The organism is Cupriavidus necator, from assembly GCF_013141915.1.
In the GTDB taxonomy this organism is placed as follows: domain Bacteria; phylum Pseudomonadota; class Gammaproteobacteria; order Burkholderiales; family Burkholderiaceae; genus Cupriavidus; species Cupriavidus necator_B.
The window spans coordinates 1-15,775 of the sequence record NZ_SROX01000025.1 but is presented as its reverse complement, the minus strand read 5'-3'; the positions used below and the strand labels follow the sequence as shown (position 1 = coordinate 15,775).

The window sequence follows — 15,775 nt, the reverse complement described above, 5'->3', positions numbered from 1 at the left end:
CCATGCAAGGCACCCAGACCGCGCCGATGGAGCGCGCCGCCCCGACACGGGGTGAAACCTCACAAGCCGCGGAAGAGCACCGCATCGTCGGCATGCTGGTGCGGCGGCTGATCCCGTTCCTGGCGCTGATCTACGTGGTGGCGTATATCGACCGCTCGGTGGTCGGTTTCGCCAAGCTGCACATGAATGCGGCGATCGGCATCAGCGATGCCGCGTACGGCCTGGGCGCGGGCCTGTTCTTCCTCGGCTATTTCCTGTGCGAAGTGCCGAGCAACCTGGCGCTGGAACGTTTCGGCGCGCGCCGCTGGTTTGCGCGCATCCTGTTCACCTGGGGCGTGATCACCATGGCGATGGCGTTGACACGGGGCGCGCACAGCTTCTACGTGCTGCGCTTCCTGCTGGGCGCGGCCGAGGCGGGCCTGTATCCGGGCATCCTGTACTTCCTGACCAAGTGGTTCCCGATGCGGCACCGCGCCCGCATCATCGGCCTGCTGGTGCTGGCGCAGCCGATCGCGCTGATCATCACCGGGCCAATTGCCGGCCTGGTGCTGTCGACCCACGGCGTGTTCGGCATGAGCAACTGGCAGACACTGTTCGTGCTCAGCGGCCTGCCCGCGGTGCTGCTGTGCCTGCCGACGCTGAAGCTGCTGCCGGAGTCGCCGGCCAGCGCAGCGTGGCTGGCGTCGGCCGACCGCGCCTGGATCGAGCGCGAACTGGCTGAAGACCAGGCCGCCTATGCGCTGAAATCGCATGGCAATCCGCTGCGGGCGCTCAAGGACAAGCGCGTGCTGCTGCTGTCGCTGCTGTTCCTGCCGTTCCCGCTCAGCATCTACGGGCTGTCGCTGTGGCTGCCGACCATCATCAAGCAGTTCGGCGTCACCGATGCGATGACCGGCGTGCTGTCGGCCGTGCCCTACCTGTTTGCCGTGGTCGGGCTCTGGCTGGTGCCGCGCCATTCGGACCGCAAGCGCGAGCGCTATGGCCATATCGTGGTGGTGTCGGGCATGGCGGCGATCACCATGGCGCTGAGCGCGTGGGTGCAATCGCCGGTGCTGCAGTTCCTGTTTATCTGCCTGACCGCGTTCTCGATCTATTCGATCCAGGCGGTGGTGTGGGCGCTGCCCGGCGAGTTCCTGACCGGCGCCAGCGCCGCGGTGGGGATCGCCACCATCAACTCGCTGGCCAATCTCGGCGGCTATTTCGGGCCGTATGGGATCGGGGTGATCAAGGACGCCACCGGCAGCCTGGCCGCGGGTCTGTACTTCCTGGCGGTGATGCTGCTGTTCGCGGTGGTCATGGCCTTCGTCGTGCGCGCGGCGCTGCGGCCGGCGGGTGGGCGGACCTGAGCGGGCCGCAGCGCATTCGATCAGGGCCGCCGCTTCTTCCACGCGTAGTCGGGCGGCGGATCGGCCGCGCCGGCGCGGCCCACCGAATCCGGATTTTCCGAGCACAGTGTGACAAAGCTGACGGGCTCGCCCGCGTGCTGGCGCTGGCGCAGCGCTTCGGTAAAGCGCAGCGCTTCACGCATCGCGTCGCTGGGGAAAGACTGCGCATGCGGACTCAGCCCGGCGCCGTCCGCTTGCGACCAATAGACCATGTACATAGGGCTCCTCCTCCTCATCGCGTGGGGTCAACTGCGCGGTTGATGCAACCTTCGTTCCCGCGCCGGCATGGGGTCGGGCCGGCGCGCATTGCCAAGTCTGCCATCACCGCCGGCAAGGATGCCCGTGCTGACGCGCTCGGCCGCGGCCTATGGCATGAGCGTATACACGCCACAGCGTGGTGTTGTACTGAAGGCTTCCGCGCCTCGCGGGCGCGCTGTCAGGCGTCTACCGGCGACTTCGGCGGCCGACGCCGGTGGCGGGCTGCCAGCCGGTGTGTCAGCGCCACCAGTGCGGTCAGCGCGGGATCACCACCCCGCGCAGCGTCTTCGCGGTAGCCCAGTGTCAGCGGCGCGCGCAGGCGGTCGGCTTCCTGCATGGGGCAATAGGCCACGCCATGGCGGTTCAGGCCGGCCATCGATGCCGGCACCACGCTGACGCCGGCACCGGCGGCAACCAGGTTCAGGTTGGTCAGCATGCGCTCGACTTCTGCGCCGACGCGCGGCGTGAACCCCAGTGCCTCGCATGCGCGCAGCAGGTCGTGGTACATGCCGGGGGCGCCGGGCCGGCGCACCAGGATGAAGGCATCGTCGACCAGCTCGCGCAGCGATACCGGCGCGGCCGGCGCCACCCCGGCGGCCTGGCGCTTGCGCAGCAGCGGATGGTCCAGCGGCAGCGCGATGACCATGTCTTCTTCCAGCAGCAGGTCGAAGCGTACGCCTGCCGGATGCTGCACGGGGGCGCGCAGCAGCGCCGCGCTGAGCGTGCCCTGGGCCAGGCGCTCGCTCGCTTCGGCGGCATTGCATTCGGTCAGCGACAGCGCTACCCGCGGAAAACGGCGCCGGCATTCGCGCAGTACCTCGGGCGTGAGGCGGTGCGCGGCGGCGGAACTGGTAAAGCCGATCGCCAGCGCGCCCTCGTCGCCACGGGCCAGGCGCTGCATGCGCCCGCGCATCTGCTCCAGGCGCGCGAACAGGTCGGCGGCATCTTCGCGCAGCGCGATGCCGGCGGGCGTCAATGCGACGCCGCGCGGCTGGCGCTCGAACAGCGCGACACCCAGTTCGGTCTCGAGCGCGCGCAGCTGCTGCGACAGTGGTGGCTGCTGGATGCCCAGATGCGCGGCGGCACGGGTGACCGAGCCGTGTTCGGCCAGTGCCAGGAAATAGCGCAAGTGCCGCAGTTCGATGTTCATATATGCGATAGATATACGTCGATGCTGAAGTATATATTTTTCAAACGATCGCAACTAGCCTAACATCAGTCCGAATACCAATCAGGAGACAACATTCCATGCCGCATGCCCTATCCCGCGCTGGCCGCCGTCATCGATTCCAGCCCATGGCCGCCGCCGCCGTCGCCATGGCGGTGCTGGCAGGCTGCGCCGGGGCGCCGCAGACGCCAGCCGCTGCCGCAACGCGCGCGCAGGCGCCGGCCGCGGCAAAGCCGCAGTGGCAGCGTGTACACCTGGGCACCGGTGCGGGCTACGACTTCCCGGTGTATGCCAACCACCGGCTCGATGGCGACCTGTCGCGCATCCGCGAGGTGGTGTTCGTGCAGCACGGCCTGCAGCGCAACGGCGACGACTACTACGCCGCCGGTGCCGCGCTGCTGCGGGCAAGCGGCCGCAACCCGGAGGAAGTGCTGCTGGTCGCGCCCAACTTCCCCGGCACGCCCGACCAGGGCAAGGGCTTCGACGGCATGCCGCAGTGGTCGGTGCAAGGCTGGATGAGCGGCGAGAATGCCGTCAATGCGCCGTTCGCGGTCAGTTCGCTGCAGGTGCTCGACGACCTGCTCGCGCTGGTCACCGACAAGTCGCGCCTGCCGGGCGTGACCCGGGTCACCGTGGCCGGCCACTCGGGCGGCGCGCAGATCGTGCACCGCTATGCCGTGCTCAACCATGTCGACGAGCGCATCCGCGCGCGCGGCATCGACCTGCGCTACGTGGTGGCGAACCCGTCGTCCTTTCTCTATTTCACGCCCGTGCGCCCGGCCGGCCCGGACGGCAAGTCGTTTGCGCCGTATGACAAGGCAGTCTGCGCTGACTACGACAAGTACCGCTACGGCATGCAGGACATCGTGCCGTATGCCCGGGGCGCCGATGGCCTGGCGCTGTACCGGCGCTACGCCGGGCGCCAGGTGACCTACCTGGCCGGTACCGAGGACAACGACCCCAACCACCGCGTGCTCGACAAGGCTTGCGGCGCGGAGGCCGAAGGCCCGACGCGCTTGCAACGCGCGCGGGGCTACCTGCGCTATGAGCGCTACCTGGCCAGCCCGGGCATGGTGCTGCGCCACCAGGCTTATGAGGTGGTGGGCGTGGGCCATGACCAGGCGCGCATGTTCGGCTCGCAGTGCGGTGCCCGCGCGGTGTTCGGCATGGCGGAGTCGGCCAACTCCGACGGCGCCGCTTGCCGCGCCCCCCAACTCTGACGCGGCGCGCGCCCGCGGGGGTTTGCCGGGACGGCGTGCGGCCTGGCGCGGTGCTACGATCTGGCGGACGCCTGCCCGGCATGCCGGGCAGGTTCCCCTGGAATGGCGCCCGCGCCGCTGGTTTCTGCCTAGCCTTCTGTCCACGCCTCGACCCGATTCTCTTTGCCGCGCCGGCGCTGCTGGCGGCTCGCCCCTGGCGGCGCGCCGCCAGTGCCTGCGCGTGGCCGCCGCCGGCGTGCTGTCAGCGGCGGGAGGCATCACGCCACGCCGCGCGTCCGCGGCCGAACTGATGCACCTGGTGGTCGGCTACGGTGCCGGCGGCGGCGCCGACCATGTCGCGCGGTTAGTGGCCGACAGCCTGTCCGCGCCAGGCAGCACGCTGCTGGTCGAAAACCGGCCGGGCGCGGCCGGGCTGGTGGCGCTGCAGGCGGTGCTGCATGCGCCGGCGGAGCGGCCCGCGTTGCTGCTGGGCACGGTCGGCTCGGTCAGCATCGCGCCGCTGCTGTCGCCCCAGGCCGCGGATGCCGGGCGCCTGCATGCGGTGGCGGTCATCGGCAGCACGCCCCATGTGCTGCTGGCCGGTGCCGCGGCGCCGGCCGCGCCACCGCCCGCCGCGGCACTGCATGGCTGGCTGGAGCAGGCGCGCCGCCGGCCCGGCCAGATCGGCTTCGCCTCGCCCGGCATGTATTCCAGTGCCCATCTCGTCGGCGAGCTGATGTGCCGGCAGGCCGGCGTGCGCATGGCGCATATCCCGTACCCCGGCAGCGCACGCGCGCTGGCCGACCTGCAAGGCGGCCATATTGCGCTGCTGGTCAGCACGCTGCAGGCGGCGCTGCCGCTGCTGCGGCAGAACCGCGTACGCGCGCTGGCGGTGACCGGCGCCCGGCGCAGCCCGCTGGCCCCGGATACGCCAACCTTTGCCGAAGCGGGCCTCGCCGCCATGCACCATGCCGCGTGGTACGGGGTGCTGGCCGCGCCCACCGTTGCCGCACCGGCGCGCGATGCGCTGGCGCTGCGGCTGCATGCGGCGCTGCAGCGGACCGCCCTGCGCCAGCGCTTGACGCAGGACGGCGCCGAACCGCTCGGGTGGGTCGGCCCGGCCGCGGCCGACTATCTCGCCGCGCAACGCGAGTCCTGGCGCGATGCCGTGGCGCTGGTCGGCACGAGGCTGGGCTGAGCGGCTGAACGGCCGATCAGCGGTGCGATGGGGCAAATGGGTGGGCCCGCAGCCAAGAAAAAACCCGCGAAGTTCGCGGGTTCAAGTCCCTGCCCGCAGGATCGGGCTCGGAGGAGACAACCACAGGAAAAGCGATGGCGTGCGGGTTCAGGTCAGGTTGTATTTGACGACCTGCTCCTCGACGCCGACAAAACGTACCAGCTGGCGCAGGCCGCTGGGGTATTCCTTGATATGGTGCCCGTCGGGCGTATCGGGCAGCCGGTAATAAACTGGCGCCTTGTCGTGCACTGGCGCCAGCAGGCCGAGCGGGCGCGCGTCGGCCTCCCAGGGCACGTCGCGGTCTTCGGCAAGCAGGATTCTTCCGGTCATGGACACACTCCAAAGTTGCTGCATGGTGCGGCCGGGGGCGGATCGTATTTGCTCGCACAGCTTCAATGTATGGAATGTATGGCACGCCGGCCAGAAATGCCATTCAGCATTTTTTAATTCTGTCTGGTAAGAAATTTCTTAACTGACAAAATCGGCAAATATATTGTTTTGTCGGCATCTGGCTTGCGCATGCCCCACGCCAGCCGCACGGCGGCACCGTACCGGCATTGCGCTACCATAGCGGCTATTTTTGAAAGTGCGGTGACCGGGGCGCGTGCCGGCACGTGCGTGCTTTCCGATCCATTCCATTCACCTCCGCCGCTCAGCCCAGACGCATGTCGACCCAGCACGCCTTGTTGATCTCCCTGATCGAAAAGCCCTCATCGGGCTACGACCTTGCCCGGCGCTTTGACCGCTCCATCGGTTATTTCTGGCATGCCACGCACCAGCAGATCTATCGCGAACTGGGCCGCATGGCGGACAGCGGCTGGATTGCCGCCGATGAAAACGACGCGGCGGAAGGCGAGGGCGCAGCCGACCGCCGCAATCGCAAGAAGGTCTACCGAGTGTTGCCCGCCGGCCATGACGAGCTGGCGCGCTGGGTGCTGGCGCCTGGCGCGGGCCTGGACCAGCGCGAGGAAATCCTGGTCAAGCTGCGGGCCGATGCGGTGATCGGCCCGCTCGGCCTGGGCGACGAGATGCGGCGGCTGATCGCGTTGCACCGCGCCCGCCTGGAAACCTACCTGGCCATCGAGCGGCGCGATTTCTCGGCGCCGGACATGGATCGCGCGCAGCAACTGCGGTATGCGCTGCTGCAGCGCGGAATCCGCTTCGAAACCGATTGGGTGGCCTGGGGCGACGCCCTGCTGCCGCTGCTGTAGCGCGCCGGCGCGCAAGGCAAGGGGCCGGGGGCCGCTGTGCGGCCCGCGCGGTCAGGCCAGGTCGACCGCCCGCGTGCCGGCGGGGCTGGCTTCGCCCAGCCCCAGGCGGCGGCGCGCCAGCGCGTATTCCTCGGCAAAACGGCGTACCAGTTCCGCGGCCGGCACCACACGCTTGATCGCCCCGACGCCCTGGCCGGCGCCCCAGATGTCCTTCCAGGCCTTCACGCTGGTGGAGCCGAAATTCATCTTCGACGGATCCGATTCCGGCAGCGCGTTCGGGTCCAGCCCGGCGCGCTCGATGCTGCCGCGCAGGTAGTTGCCGTGCACGCCCGTAAACAGGTTGGAATAAACGATGTCGTTGGCATTGCTGTCGACGATCATCTGCTTGTAGCCGTCCTGCGCGTTGGCTTCCTGCGTAGCGATGAAGGCTGAGCCGATATAGGCCAGGTCGGCGCCGGCGGCCTGCGCGGCCAGGATGGCGTCGCCGCTGGAGATCGCGCCGGACAGCAGCAGCGGACCGTCGAACCATTCGCGGATCTCGTGCAGCAGCGCGAACGGCGACAGCGTGCCGGCGTGGCCGCCGGCGCCGGCGGCCACTGCCACCAGGCCGTCCGCGCCTTTTTCGATCGCCTTGCGCGCGAAGGTGTTGTTGATGACGTCATGCAGCACGATGCCGCCATACGAGTGGACCGCGTCGTTGACTTCCTTGCGCGCGCCCAGCGACGTGATCACGACGGGCACCTTGTAGCGTACGCACAGTTCCAGGTCATGCTCGAGCCGGTCGTTGGACTTGTGCACGATCTGGTTGACCGCGAACGGGGCCGACGGGCGCTCAGGGTGCTTCGCGTCGTGTTCCGCCAGTTCGGTGGTGATGCGGTCCAGCCATTCCTCCAGCTTGGGCGCGGGGCGCGCATTCAGCGCCGGGAACGAGCCCACCACGCCGGCCTTGCACTGGGCGATGACCAGGTCGGGATTGGAAATGATAAACAGCGGCGAGCACACCACCGGCAGCGAAAGCCGGTTCTGAAGCTGGACGGGAAGGGCCATGGGGTCAGTCTCCTGGGTAATTCCGGGTAATGCGGTGAGGCGAAACGGTGGACGGCGAAGCGCCGCGGCCGGGGGCGCGTCAGGCAGCGCCGGTCAGCACGTGTTTCTGGCTGGCCAGGCGCGCGGCCATGGCGGCGGCCAGCGCCTCCAGGCCTGAGCGCGGGCGGACCATGACCTCGAACTCGGCAATGCGGCCGGCGTCGTCGAAACGGATCATGTCGATGCCCTTGAGCGCCTTGCCGTCCACGGTGGCGCTGAATTCCAGCACGACGCTGTGGCCGTCGTCGCTGACAAAGCTGCGGTGGTAGCGGAAGTCCTGGAACACCTGGTTGACCGTGGTCAGCACCAGGGCGATGGCGGCGCGCCCAGGGTACGCCGTGTGGGCGACCGGGGAGCGGAACACCACATCGTCGGCAACGATGGCATCGAGCCCCGCCATGGAATGGGTGGCGATCATCTTGTGCCAGGCATCGAGCGAGGCCTGGGCGGCGGGGAGCAAGGCGGTGGTCACTGGGGTCTCCTGGCGGGGCGCGGTAGGTTACTGCGATCGTTTTCCGGTTTTATGCAACCAGTTGCATAGTGAATCGAAAGGTAGCACGCGCCGCGGCCCGCTGCAAGTCCGGCATGGCGCGCTGCAGCCCGCAGTGACGCGTTGTCTACAATAGTCGGGATCATCCGCCGGCCGCCGGCCAATGCAGGAGACCAGGAGAGTCCGTGACCACCAAGCCCAGCGCCGCCCATCTCGAGCAGGCGGCTTTGTTCGATGCCGACCTGGCCGCCTGGCGCGACCACCCCGAGCGCGCGTTCGACGGCTGGCTGGCGCAGCACGGTTTTCGCCATGGCACCAGCGTGGTGTACCGCGCGATGTGGGGCAAGCTGCTGCGCTGGTCGGCCGAACGCGGCCTGCCGCCGCTGAGCTGGTCCGCCGAGCAGATCGGCGAGTTCCTGGACGCCCAGCAGCTGCATAAGTCGCACCGCTACCGCTATGCGCGGCTGATCGAACGGGTGTTCCATCACCTGGCGCGGCTGCGCGAGGGCCTGCACAACCCGGGCAGCCAGGCCGTGCGCGCGCATCTGGCCGAGGGCGAGAACGACCCCACCGCATTCCTGCTGCCAGGCGAGCGCGACTTGTTGGTGGCGCGCATCCTGGGTCCGGCCGGCGCGCCGGCTGGCGACATCGGCGCCGCCGCGTCGCCCACGCAATGGAAGCGCGCGCGCGACGCGGCGCTGATGGCCGTGCTGCTCGGTGGCGGACTGAAGGTGGCGGAGGCGCGCGCACTGCGCACCGACGTGATCGCCGACGGCGCGCCCGGGCGGATGGCGTTGCGCATGGTGCGCGCGGACAACGGCCGGGCCTATACCGTGCCGCTGTTCCCGCTGGCCCATGCGCCGCTGCGGGCCTGGCTGGCGCTGCGCGAGGCTTCCGGCACGCTCGGCAGCCTGGTGTTCCCGGCCATGCCGACGGGGCGGGCGATGCATGCGGCGTCGGTGTACCGGCGCGTGGAAATCCTGCTGGATGAAGCCGGCGTGCTCGCCGGGCGCAGCGAACGCGCCTCGCCGCAGACCTTGCGCAATACCTGCGCGGCGATGCATTTCGAGGCCGGCACGGCGCCCGCCGAGGTCGCGCAGTGCCTGGGCATGCGCGACCTGGAATCGGGCTGGCGGCTGCGCGCGGCCTATGAGGCCTGGCAGGCCCGGGCCGGGCTGGCGGCGCCCGCCGCGGCTGCCTCTGCCTGATACCGTGCGGGCCGGGCTGGCCGGAGCGCGGCGGCACTTCGTGGATAATAGGCAGCTTCACGCACGGGGCGCCGCGCTTCAGGTTATTTGCCGCGCACATGGCCTGCCGGCCCCCGGTCCGCTATTACTGAATCGAATCCATCAGGCCATTTGCCATGCCCGAAACCTTGCTTCTGACCGGTGCCACCGGCTATATCGCCTCGCATACCTGGGTCGCGCTGCTCAATGCCGGCTACCATGTGATCGGGCTGGATAATCTGTGCAACAGCAGCCCGGCCGTGATCGACCGGCTCGCCACCATTACCGGCCAGGCCCCGCATTTTGTGCAGGGCGACGTGCGCGACCGTGCCTTGCTGGACCGGCTCTTTGCCGAACACCGCATCAGCGCGGTGATCCATTTTGCCGCGCTCAAGGCGGTGGGCGAATCGGTCAGCCAGCCACTGGCCTATTACAGCAACAATCTCGATGGCCTGCTGACGGTGTGCGCGGCAATGGGCGCGGCCGGGGTGAAACAACTGGTGTTCAGTTCGTCGGCGACGGTTTATGGCAATCCTCATGCCGTGCCGATCCTGGAAGATTTCCCGCTGTCGGCGACCAATCCCTATGGCCAGACCAAGCTGATGGGCGAGCAAATCCTGCGCGACCTGGAAAAATCCGATCCGGCATGGCGCATTGCCTACCTGCGCTATTTCAATCCGGTCGGCGCGCATGAGAGCGGGCTGATCGGCGAAGATCCGCGCGGCATTCCCAACAACCTGATGCCTTATGTGGCGCAGGTGGCAGGCGGGCGCCGTGACAAGCTGATGGTTTTCGGCGGCGATTATCCCACCGTGGACGGCACCGGCGTGCGTGACTATATCCATGTCTGCGACCTCGCCGACGGCCACCTGGCGGCGCTCAACTACCTGCGCGGGCAGGGCCGCGGAATGACCGTGAACCTGGGCACCGGGCGTGGCTACAGCGTGCTGGAGGTGGTGCAGGCCTACCAGCGCGCCAGCGGCAAGCCGGTGCCGTATGAGATCGTGGCACGGCGCCCCGGCGATATCGCCGCCTGCTACGCCGACCCCGCGCTGGCCCACCAACTGCTGGGGTGGCGCGCGCAGCACGATATCGACCGCATGTGCCAGGATTCCTGGCGCTGGCAGTCGCAGAACCCGCACGGGTTCGACGCCTGACGGCCCCTGCAGCGCTTCCCGCGCGTCAGAAACAAAAACGCCACGGATAATTCCGTGGCGTTTTGCCATCTGCCGGTCGGGCGTTTTCAGCGGATCAGGAAGTCCTCGACCGATTTGCCCTGGGCCAGGGCCTGGGTCAGCCAGCCCGGACGCTTGCCGCGGCCGGTCCAGGTATTGCCGGCGCTGTCGCGATAACGCACCGGCACCTTGCGGTTGGCGGCCTTCTTGCCGGCCGGGGCCTTCGTGCCAAAACCGAGGTCTTCCGCGGTCAGGCCATATTGCTCGATTTTCTCGCGAATATCCGCGATCACCGTGGATTGTTCGCGCGCCTTGATTTCCTCGGCTTGCTTCTGCAGTTCGCTGATTTTCTGAACGATTTCCTGATACGTCGCCATTGCGTCCTCGGTTTCCGGTGAATGAATTGCGCTGGGTGCGCTGGGGGGCGGGGGAAAATGCTGAAAACAATTATAACGGGCCGGCTGCGTGCTGCAAATCCTGCTCGCGTAATCCAGGGCGCTTTTTGCGAAAATTCTTGTTCTGTTAATTGTGTGAACTTTCAGTGTCAGCTGGGGTCGCGCCCGATTTTTGCGGCGCTCGGTGGCACTGTGATGGCGGCACGCAACGCTTGAAATAGCGGCGGTATTCGGTCAACCAGACCGGTCTGTTGCGAGCGCGCACGGAAACCTGCCCGGTATTATCGCGCCGGCTTTATGGACAGGCGGTCGCGACGTATGCCGCCACTGCCCGCTCTCCCGGTCCGCTACGTGGCTTATATCCGACATCGCGGCATCCCGAATTCACCATAAACGCCGGCGCCTGGTGGCCGCTCAAGGATGAGGGGGGCGCGCCGTTATCCCAGCAGAGCGGATCGACGCGGTACCGATCCTGCCGGACCGGGGCAAGGGGTGTGTCCCGCGGATTGCCTAAGTCATTTTCATCATGTCCTTCCACAACAATATTCAGATCAAGACCCTGCTACGGGGCGCCATGGGAATCCTGTCGTTGCTGCTGTTGCTGGTCGGCGGTGCCGGCCTGTACGGCATCTCGCAGAGCAATGACGCGCTCAAGGAGACCTATGCCAACCAGCTTGGCTCCGCCGTTGCCCTCAGCGATGCGATGCTGGCCACCACGCGCATGCGCCTGGCGCTGGACCGCAACGTGATGATTGGCGAGCCGGACGACCCCAAGGTCAACGTCGACCGCTCGCGCGTGTTCGTGGAGGCGTCGGAGGCGGCATGGAAGCGCTATCTGAGCCTGCCGCAGAACGCGGAAGAACAGGCCCTGGCGGCGGAACTGGCCAAGCAGCGCCAGGCCTTCATGGAGCAGGGCGTGCTGCCGCTGCAGGCGGCCTCGCTGGCGGGCAACCAGGAAGAGGCCGTGCGGCTGGCGAAGAAGGTGTTGCCTGACCTGCAGCGCAGCATGTCGAGCGCGCACGAAAAGCTGCAGAAGTTCCAGATGGCGGCGGGCGAGTCCAATTTCAGTGCGGCGCAGGCCGACTTTGCGCGCATCCGCATGCTGTCGGTGGCCATGATCGTGCTGGGCCTGGCCGTCGCCGTGCTGTGCACGATCACGCTGAACCGTGCCATCGTCGCGCCGGTGCAAGAGGCGCTGGCGGTGTTCGAGCGCATCGCCCGCGGCGACCTGACCGCGCGCATCACCAGCATCTCGAAGAACGAGATCGGGCGCATGATGCAGGCGCTGGCCGCGATGCAGGCGAGCCTGTCGGGCATCGTTGCCGAAGTGCGCACCGGCGCGGACTCGATGGCGTCGGCCACGCAGCAGATCTCCACCGGCAACCTGGACCTGTCGCAGCGCACCGAGGAACAGGCCTCTTCGCTGGAGCAGACCGCCGCGAGCATGGAGGAGCTGACCACCGTGGTGCGCCAGAATGCCGACAACGCGCGCCAGGCCGGCGTGCTGGCGAGCGAGGCCTCGCAGATCGCGCTCAAGGGCGGCGACGTGGTGGGCCGCGTGGTCGATACCATGAACGAGATCAACGGCGCCTCGCGCAAGGTGGTGGAAATCATCAGCGTGATCGAGGGCATCGCCTTCCAGACCAACATCCTGGCGCTCAATGCCGCGGTGGAAGCCGCGCGTGCCGGCGAGCAGGGGCGCGGCTTTGCCGTAGTGGCGGGCGAGGTGCGCAGCCTGGCGCAGCGCTCGGCCTCGGCGGCCAAGGAGATCGAGGCGCTGATCAGCGAGTCGGGCCAGCGCGTGGAGAGCGGCACCCGGCTGGTGGCCGAAGCCGGCCAGACCATGGGCGAGATCGTGCAGGCCGTGCGCCGGGTCACGGACATCATGAACGAGATCGGCGCCGCCTCGCAGGAGCAGACCAGCGGCATCGAGCAGGTCAGCCAGGCCGTGACCCAGATGGACCAGGTGACGCAGCAGAACGCCGCGCTGGTCGAAGAGGCCGCTGCCGCTGCCGGTGCGCTGGAAGAGCAGGCGCAGAAGCTCAAGAACGTGGTCTCGGTGTTCACCGTTGGGACCGGTGCGCAAGCCGTCCCCGCGGTGGCTGCTGCGGCAGCAACGCCAGCCAAAACACCCGCAAAAGCGCTGAAAAACACTGCGCCGGCCAAGCTTGCGGCCAGCGTGGCGGCGCGCGGGGCGGCGGTGCGGCAAGTCGCGGGCGCGCCGGCAAGCCAGTCGGCAGCCAGGCCAGCGGCGCGGCCCGCACTGGTCGCGGCTGGCGGCGATGACGACTGGAGCGCGTTCTAACCCCGCGTTCGAGTCATTGCCTTGTTCACACGGCGACTGCAAGATGCCATGATGCGGGGTTTGCCCCGCGTCCTGACCGTCTTCGCGCATTTTCTTCATCATCGCGCAGCCCAATGATTGCCCTGAGTTCCGTCCTGTTGCTGCTGGCTGCCCTGCTGGGCATGGCCGCCGCCATCGGTGTTCGCGCCGGGCGGGCGGACCAGCCGGCCGGCAGCCGGTCGCTGCGCGCACTGACGTGGTCGGCGGCGCTGCTGTCGCAATTGAGCATCGGCATGCCTGTGCTGGTGGTGGGGCTGTCGGGCAGCGTGCCGGCGGTCAACGACACGGCGCAGCTGGCGGCCAGCTTCGCCGCCGCGGCGGCGGCCACCACGGCGGCCAAGCTGCTGGCGCAGTGGCTGCGCCAGGGCGCGCGCCTGTGGCGCGGCGCGGCGCTGATGGCGGTGGTGGCCGGGGCCGGGCTGGTGGCGGCTGCCGGCACGCACCTGGGCCGCTCGTGCGGCGTCGGCACCGTCACCGCGCGCGATTGCCTCGACGCCGCCGGCCTGCCGCACCCGGCATGGCTGGCTGGCGGGCTGACCGCGCTGTGCGCGCTGCTGTTCGCCGTCCACCGGGCCCAGTCGCGCGGCTGGATGCCCGCGCCGGTGCGCGCCGAATCCGCGCTGGCCGACGAACTTGCCGATGACCTGCCGGGCCTGCACCGCAGCGCCGAGCCGCGGCTGGCGCGGCGCGGCGCGCGCATCCCCGGGCGACCGGGCCGCCTGACGGTGCGTGCCGGCGCGCGCGGGCAGGACACCATTGGCGAATACAGCGTGGCAACGGTGATGCCGGACCGCGTGGCGTTCGGCCGCTGGCTGGACCAGGCCATCGGCCAGGCCCGCCTGGCCGAAACCGGTTGTGCCGTGCTGCTGATCCATATCGCCGATTACCGCGAAGTCGACGAGGTCTTCGAGGTCCGCGCCGACGACATCCTGGCGCAGGACGCCGGCGCGCTGGCGCAGGCCGTGCTGGAGCCGCATGACTTCCTGGCGCGGCTGGCGCGCGACGAGTTTGCCGTGGGCGTGCCCGAACTGGTCCACCATGGCCGCGCGCAGGAATTGGGCTCGCGCATGCTGGGCTCGCTGGCGGAGTTCATCGCTGCGCGCGGGCTGCAGATGCAGATCGGCGTGAACATCGGCATCGCCATCTACCCGCGCGACGCGCATACCTCCGAAACGCTGATGCAGGCCGCCCGCGTCAGCCTGGCCGAGGCACGCGAGAGCGGCTCGAACCAGGTACGCCTGTTCAACAGCGCCGCCGGCGAACGCGCGCGCCGCACCCGCGTGATCCGGCGCGATCTGTGGGTGGCGATCCAGGACGATACGCTGTCGCTGCAGTTCCAGCCCAAGTACGACGCGCGCCGCCGCACCGTGGTCGGCGCCGAGGCGCTCTGCCGCTGGCGCCATCCCGCGCTGGGCCAGGTCAGCCCCGCCGAGTTCATCGCCGTGGCCGAGCAGTCGGGCCAGATCGACAAGCTCGACGACTGGGTCCTGACCAGCGTGTGCCGCCAGGTGCGCCAGTGGCGCGACGCCGGCATGCCGACCGTGCCGGTGGCGATCAATGTCTCGGGGCTGCGCTTTGCCAGCCGCAACTTCCCGCAATACCTGCTGGAGCAGATCCACCAGCACGACATTCCGCCCTCGGCAATCACGCTGGAGATCACCGAGACCGCGGCGATGAAGGACATCGGCAAGTCGCTGGAAACGCTGGCCGAGCTGCAGTCGCTCGGCATCCAGGTGGCGCTGGACGATTTTGGCAGCGGCTATTCAAGCCTGGGCTATCTCAAGCGGCTGCGTGTGGGCACGCTCAAGATCGACCGCACGCTGATCGGCGGGCTCGATACCGACGCGCAGGGGCGCGCCATTGTCGGTTCGATGGTGGCGCTCGCGCACGAGCTGCGCATGAAGGTGGTGGCCGAAGGCGTGGAGTCGGCTTCGCAGCTGGAGATTCTCAACGAAATGGGCTGCGACGAGGTGCAGGGATACCTGCTGTCGCTGCCGCTGGATGCTGGCGGGTTTGCTGAGGTGTTGCTGGAGCAGGGTGGGGGGTGATGCGTTTTTTGGGGCATGGGCACCGCGAGGCGGGATCGTGCTTGACTGGCGTGGCTGTTTCGCCGGCGTAGCCGGCGACCTACTTTCTGTCCGAGCGACAGAAAGTAGGCAAAGAGCGCGTCGCCTGGGCGGCTGGCCAAGGCGGCGTTGGTGGTTCGAATGGTGGTGACTTGCGGTTTCGTGTCCGGCGGTTCGACCCTGCTGACGCTACCGGGAGGTGCCTGGCGTTCGAGGTCGGATGGACGAACCCGACTTTAGGTCGGTGGCAGCCTGCTAACGACGTTTTCGGTGGGACGCCTACGGCTGCGCTGCGCGCACGCCCTATCTCAGGTCTTGGGCTCAGGCACGGAGTGCGTCGCTGCGCTCGCACGGCGCTATCGCAGGCGAGCCCAAGACTTGTTCTCTCCGGCTTGTTTTCTCCCCTCTCCCGCCTGCGGGAGAGGGGCGGGGGTGAGGGCCGGCGCCTCCACGCAGTCGGGACCTGTCAGAAATTTTGTGTTTAGGGCATAACATGTCGCCAAGGAGCATGTATGCCACGCAAAACCAAGACGAG

14 protein-coding genes are annotated in these 15,775 nt (G+C 68.5%); 8 read left to right on the top strand and 6 right to left on the bottom strand.

Annotation, left to right across the window (positions count from 1 at the left end):
* The first annotated feature begins 2 nt into the window (after window positions 1–2).
* Window positions 3–1,346, top strand: a complete 1,344-nt coding sequence (locus E5S69_RS29685; RefSeq protein WP_423766671.1) for an MFS transporter — start codon at window positions 3–5, stop codon at window positions 1,344–1,346.
* A 20-nt stretch (window positions 1,347–1,366) separates the two neighbouring features.
* Here E5S69_RS29685 and E5S69_RS29680 read toward each other — a convergent pair whose 3' ends face one another.
* Entirely contained in the window at window positions 1,367–1,603 is a 237-nt protein-coding gene (locus E5S69_RS29680; protein ID WP_171518003.1) for a hypothetical protein, read from the bottom strand.
* Window positions 1,604–1,821: 218 nt separating this feature from the next.
* Window positions 1,822–2,787, bottom strand: coding sequence for a LysR substrate-binding domain-containing protein (locus E5S69_RS29675; protein WP_171518061.1), 966 nt, complete (start codon window positions 2,785–2,787; stop codon window positions 1,822–1,824).
* 152 nt (window positions 2,788–2,939) lie between these two features.
* Here E5S69_RS29675 and E5S69_RS29670 point away from each other — a divergent pair, with 152 nt between their 5' ends.
* Together E5S69_RS29670 and E5S69_RS29665 are read left to right on the top strand one after the other, a co-directional pair.
* Window positions 2,940–4,031 (top strand): hypothetical protein, encoded by a 1,092-nt coding sequence (locus E5S69_RS29670; protein ID WP_236901480.1) that lies wholly within the window; start codon window positions 2,940–2,942, stop codon window positions 4,029–4,031.
* A gap of 220 nt (window positions 4,032–4,251) precedes the next feature.
* Window positions 4,252–5,208 (top strand): tripartite tricarboxylate transporter substrate-binding protein, encoded by a 957-nt coding sequence (locus E5S69_RS29665; protein ID WP_171518001.1) that lies wholly within the window; start codon window positions 4,252–4,254, stop codon window positions 5,206–5,208.
* A gap of 147 nt (window positions 5,209–5,355) precedes the next feature.
* On the opposite strand, the gene E5S69_RS29660 is transcribed toward E5S69_RS29665, so the two are convergent.
* Window positions 5,356–5,577, bottom strand: a complete 222-nt coding sequence (locus tag E5S69_RS29660; protein WP_171518000.1) for a hypothetical protein — start codon at window positions 5,575–5,577, stop codon at window positions 5,356–5,358.
* A 335-nt stretch (window positions 5,578–5,912) separates the two neighbouring features.
* Here E5S69_RS29660 and E5S69_RS29655 point away from each other — a divergent pair, with 335 nt between their 5' ends.
* A complete protein-coding gene (locus tag E5S69_RS29655) occupies window positions 5,913–6,458 on the top strand; it encodes a PadR family transcriptional regulator (protein ID WP_171517999.1) in 546 nt (181 codons plus the stop codon).
* Window positions 6,459–6,509: 51 nt separating this feature from the next.
* Here E5S69_RS29655 and E5S69_RS29650 read toward each other — a convergent pair whose 3' ends face one another.
* Window positions 6,510–7,505, bottom strand: a complete 996-nt coding sequence (locus E5S69_RS29650) for an NAD(P)H-dependent flavin oxidoreductase (RefSeq protein WP_171517998.1) — start codon at window positions 7,503–7,505, stop codon at window positions 6,510–6,512.
* A gap of 79 nt (window positions 7,506–7,584) precedes the next feature.
* Window positions 7,585–8,016, bottom strand: a complete 432-nt coding sequence (locus tag E5S69_RS29645) for a nuclear transport factor 2 family protein (RefSeq protein WP_171517997.1) — start codon at window positions 8,014–8,016, stop codon at window positions 7,585–7,587.
* A gap of 203 nt (window positions 8,017–8,219) precedes the next feature.
* Here E5S69_RS29645 and E5S69_RS29640 point away from each other — a divergent pair, with 203 nt between their 5' ends.
* Together E5S69_RS29640 and galE are read left to right on the top strand one after the other, a co-directional pair.
* Window positions 8,220–9,242 (top strand): tyrosine-type recombinase/integrase, encoded by a 1,023-nt coding sequence (locus E5S69_RS29640; protein WP_171517996.1) that lies wholly within the window; start codon window positions 8,220–8,222, stop codon window positions 9,240–9,242.
* 155 nt (window positions 9,243–9,397) lie between these two features.
* Window positions 9,398–10,417, top strand: a complete 1,020-nt coding sequence (gene galE / locus E5S69_RS29635) for a UDP-glucose 4-epimerase GalE (protein WP_171517995.1) — start codon at window positions 9,398–9,400, stop codon at window positions 10,415–10,417.
* 86 nt (window positions 10,418–10,503) lie between these two features.
* Here the strand turns inward: galE and E5S69_RS29630 are convergent, their stop codons facing one another.
* Window positions 10,504–10,812 (bottom strand): H-NS family nucleoid-associated regulatory protein, encoded by a 309-nt coding sequence (locus E5S69_RS29630; RefSeq protein WP_171517994.1) that lies wholly within the window; start codon window positions 10,810–10,812, stop codon window positions 10,504–10,506.
* 544 nt (window positions 10,813–11,356) lie between these two features.
* Here E5S69_RS29630 and E5S69_RS29625 point away from each other — a divergent pair.
* Entirely contained in the window at window positions 11,357–13,135 is a 1,779-nt protein-coding gene (locus E5S69_RS29625) for a methyl-accepting chemotaxis protein (protein ID WP_171517993.1), read from the top strand.
* 113 nt (window positions 13,136–13,248) lie between these two features.
* Window positions 13,249–15,222, top strand: coding sequence for a putative bifunctional diguanylate cyclase/phosphodiesterase (locus E5S69_RS29620; RefSeq protein ID WP_171517992.1), 1,974 nt, complete (start codon window positions 13,249–13,251; stop codon window positions 15,220–15,222).
* Window positions 15,223–15,775 lie beyond the last annotated feature (553 nt).

Coding starts and splice junctions, on each gene's coding strand:
- E5S69_RS29685 (WP_423766671.1), top strand. CDS start 3: ATGCAAGGCACCCAGACCGCGCCGATGGAGCGCGCCGCCCCGACACGG.
- E5S69_RS29680 (WP_171518003.1), bottom strand. CDS start 1,603: ATGTACATGGTCTATTGGTCGCAAGCGGACGGCGCCGGGCTGAGTCCG.
- E5S69_RS29670 (WP_236901480.1), top strand. CDS start 2,940: ATGGCCGCCGCCGCCGTCGCCATGGCGGTGCTGGCAGGCTGCGCCGGG.
- E5S69_RS29660 (WP_171518000.1), bottom strand. CDS start 5,577: ATGACCGGAAGAATCCTGCTTGCCGAAGACCGCGACGTGCCCTGGGAG.
- E5S69_RS29655 (WP_171517999.1), top strand. CDS start 5,913: ATGTCGACCCAGCACGCCTTGTTGATCTCCCTGATCGAAAAGCCCTCA.
- E5S69_RS29650 (WP_171517998.1), bottom strand. CDS start 7,505: ATGGCCCTTCCCGTCCAGCTTCAGAACCGGCTTTCGCTGCCGGTGGTG.
- galE (WP_171517995.1), top strand. CDS start 9,398: ATGCCCGAAACCTTGCTTCTGACCGGTGCCACCGGCTATATCGCCTCG.
- E5S69_RS29630 (WP_171517994.1), bottom strand. CDS start 10,812: ATGGCGACGTATCAGGAAATCGTTCAGAAAATCAGCGAACTGCAGAAG.
- E5S69_RS29625 (WP_171517993.1), top strand. CDS start 11,357: ATGTCCTTCCACAACAATATTCAGATCAAGACCCTGCTACGGGGCGCC.
- E5S69_RS29620 (WP_171517992.1), top strand. CDS start 13,249: ATGATTGCCCTGAGTTCCGTCCTGTTGCTGCTGGCTGCCCTGCTGGGC.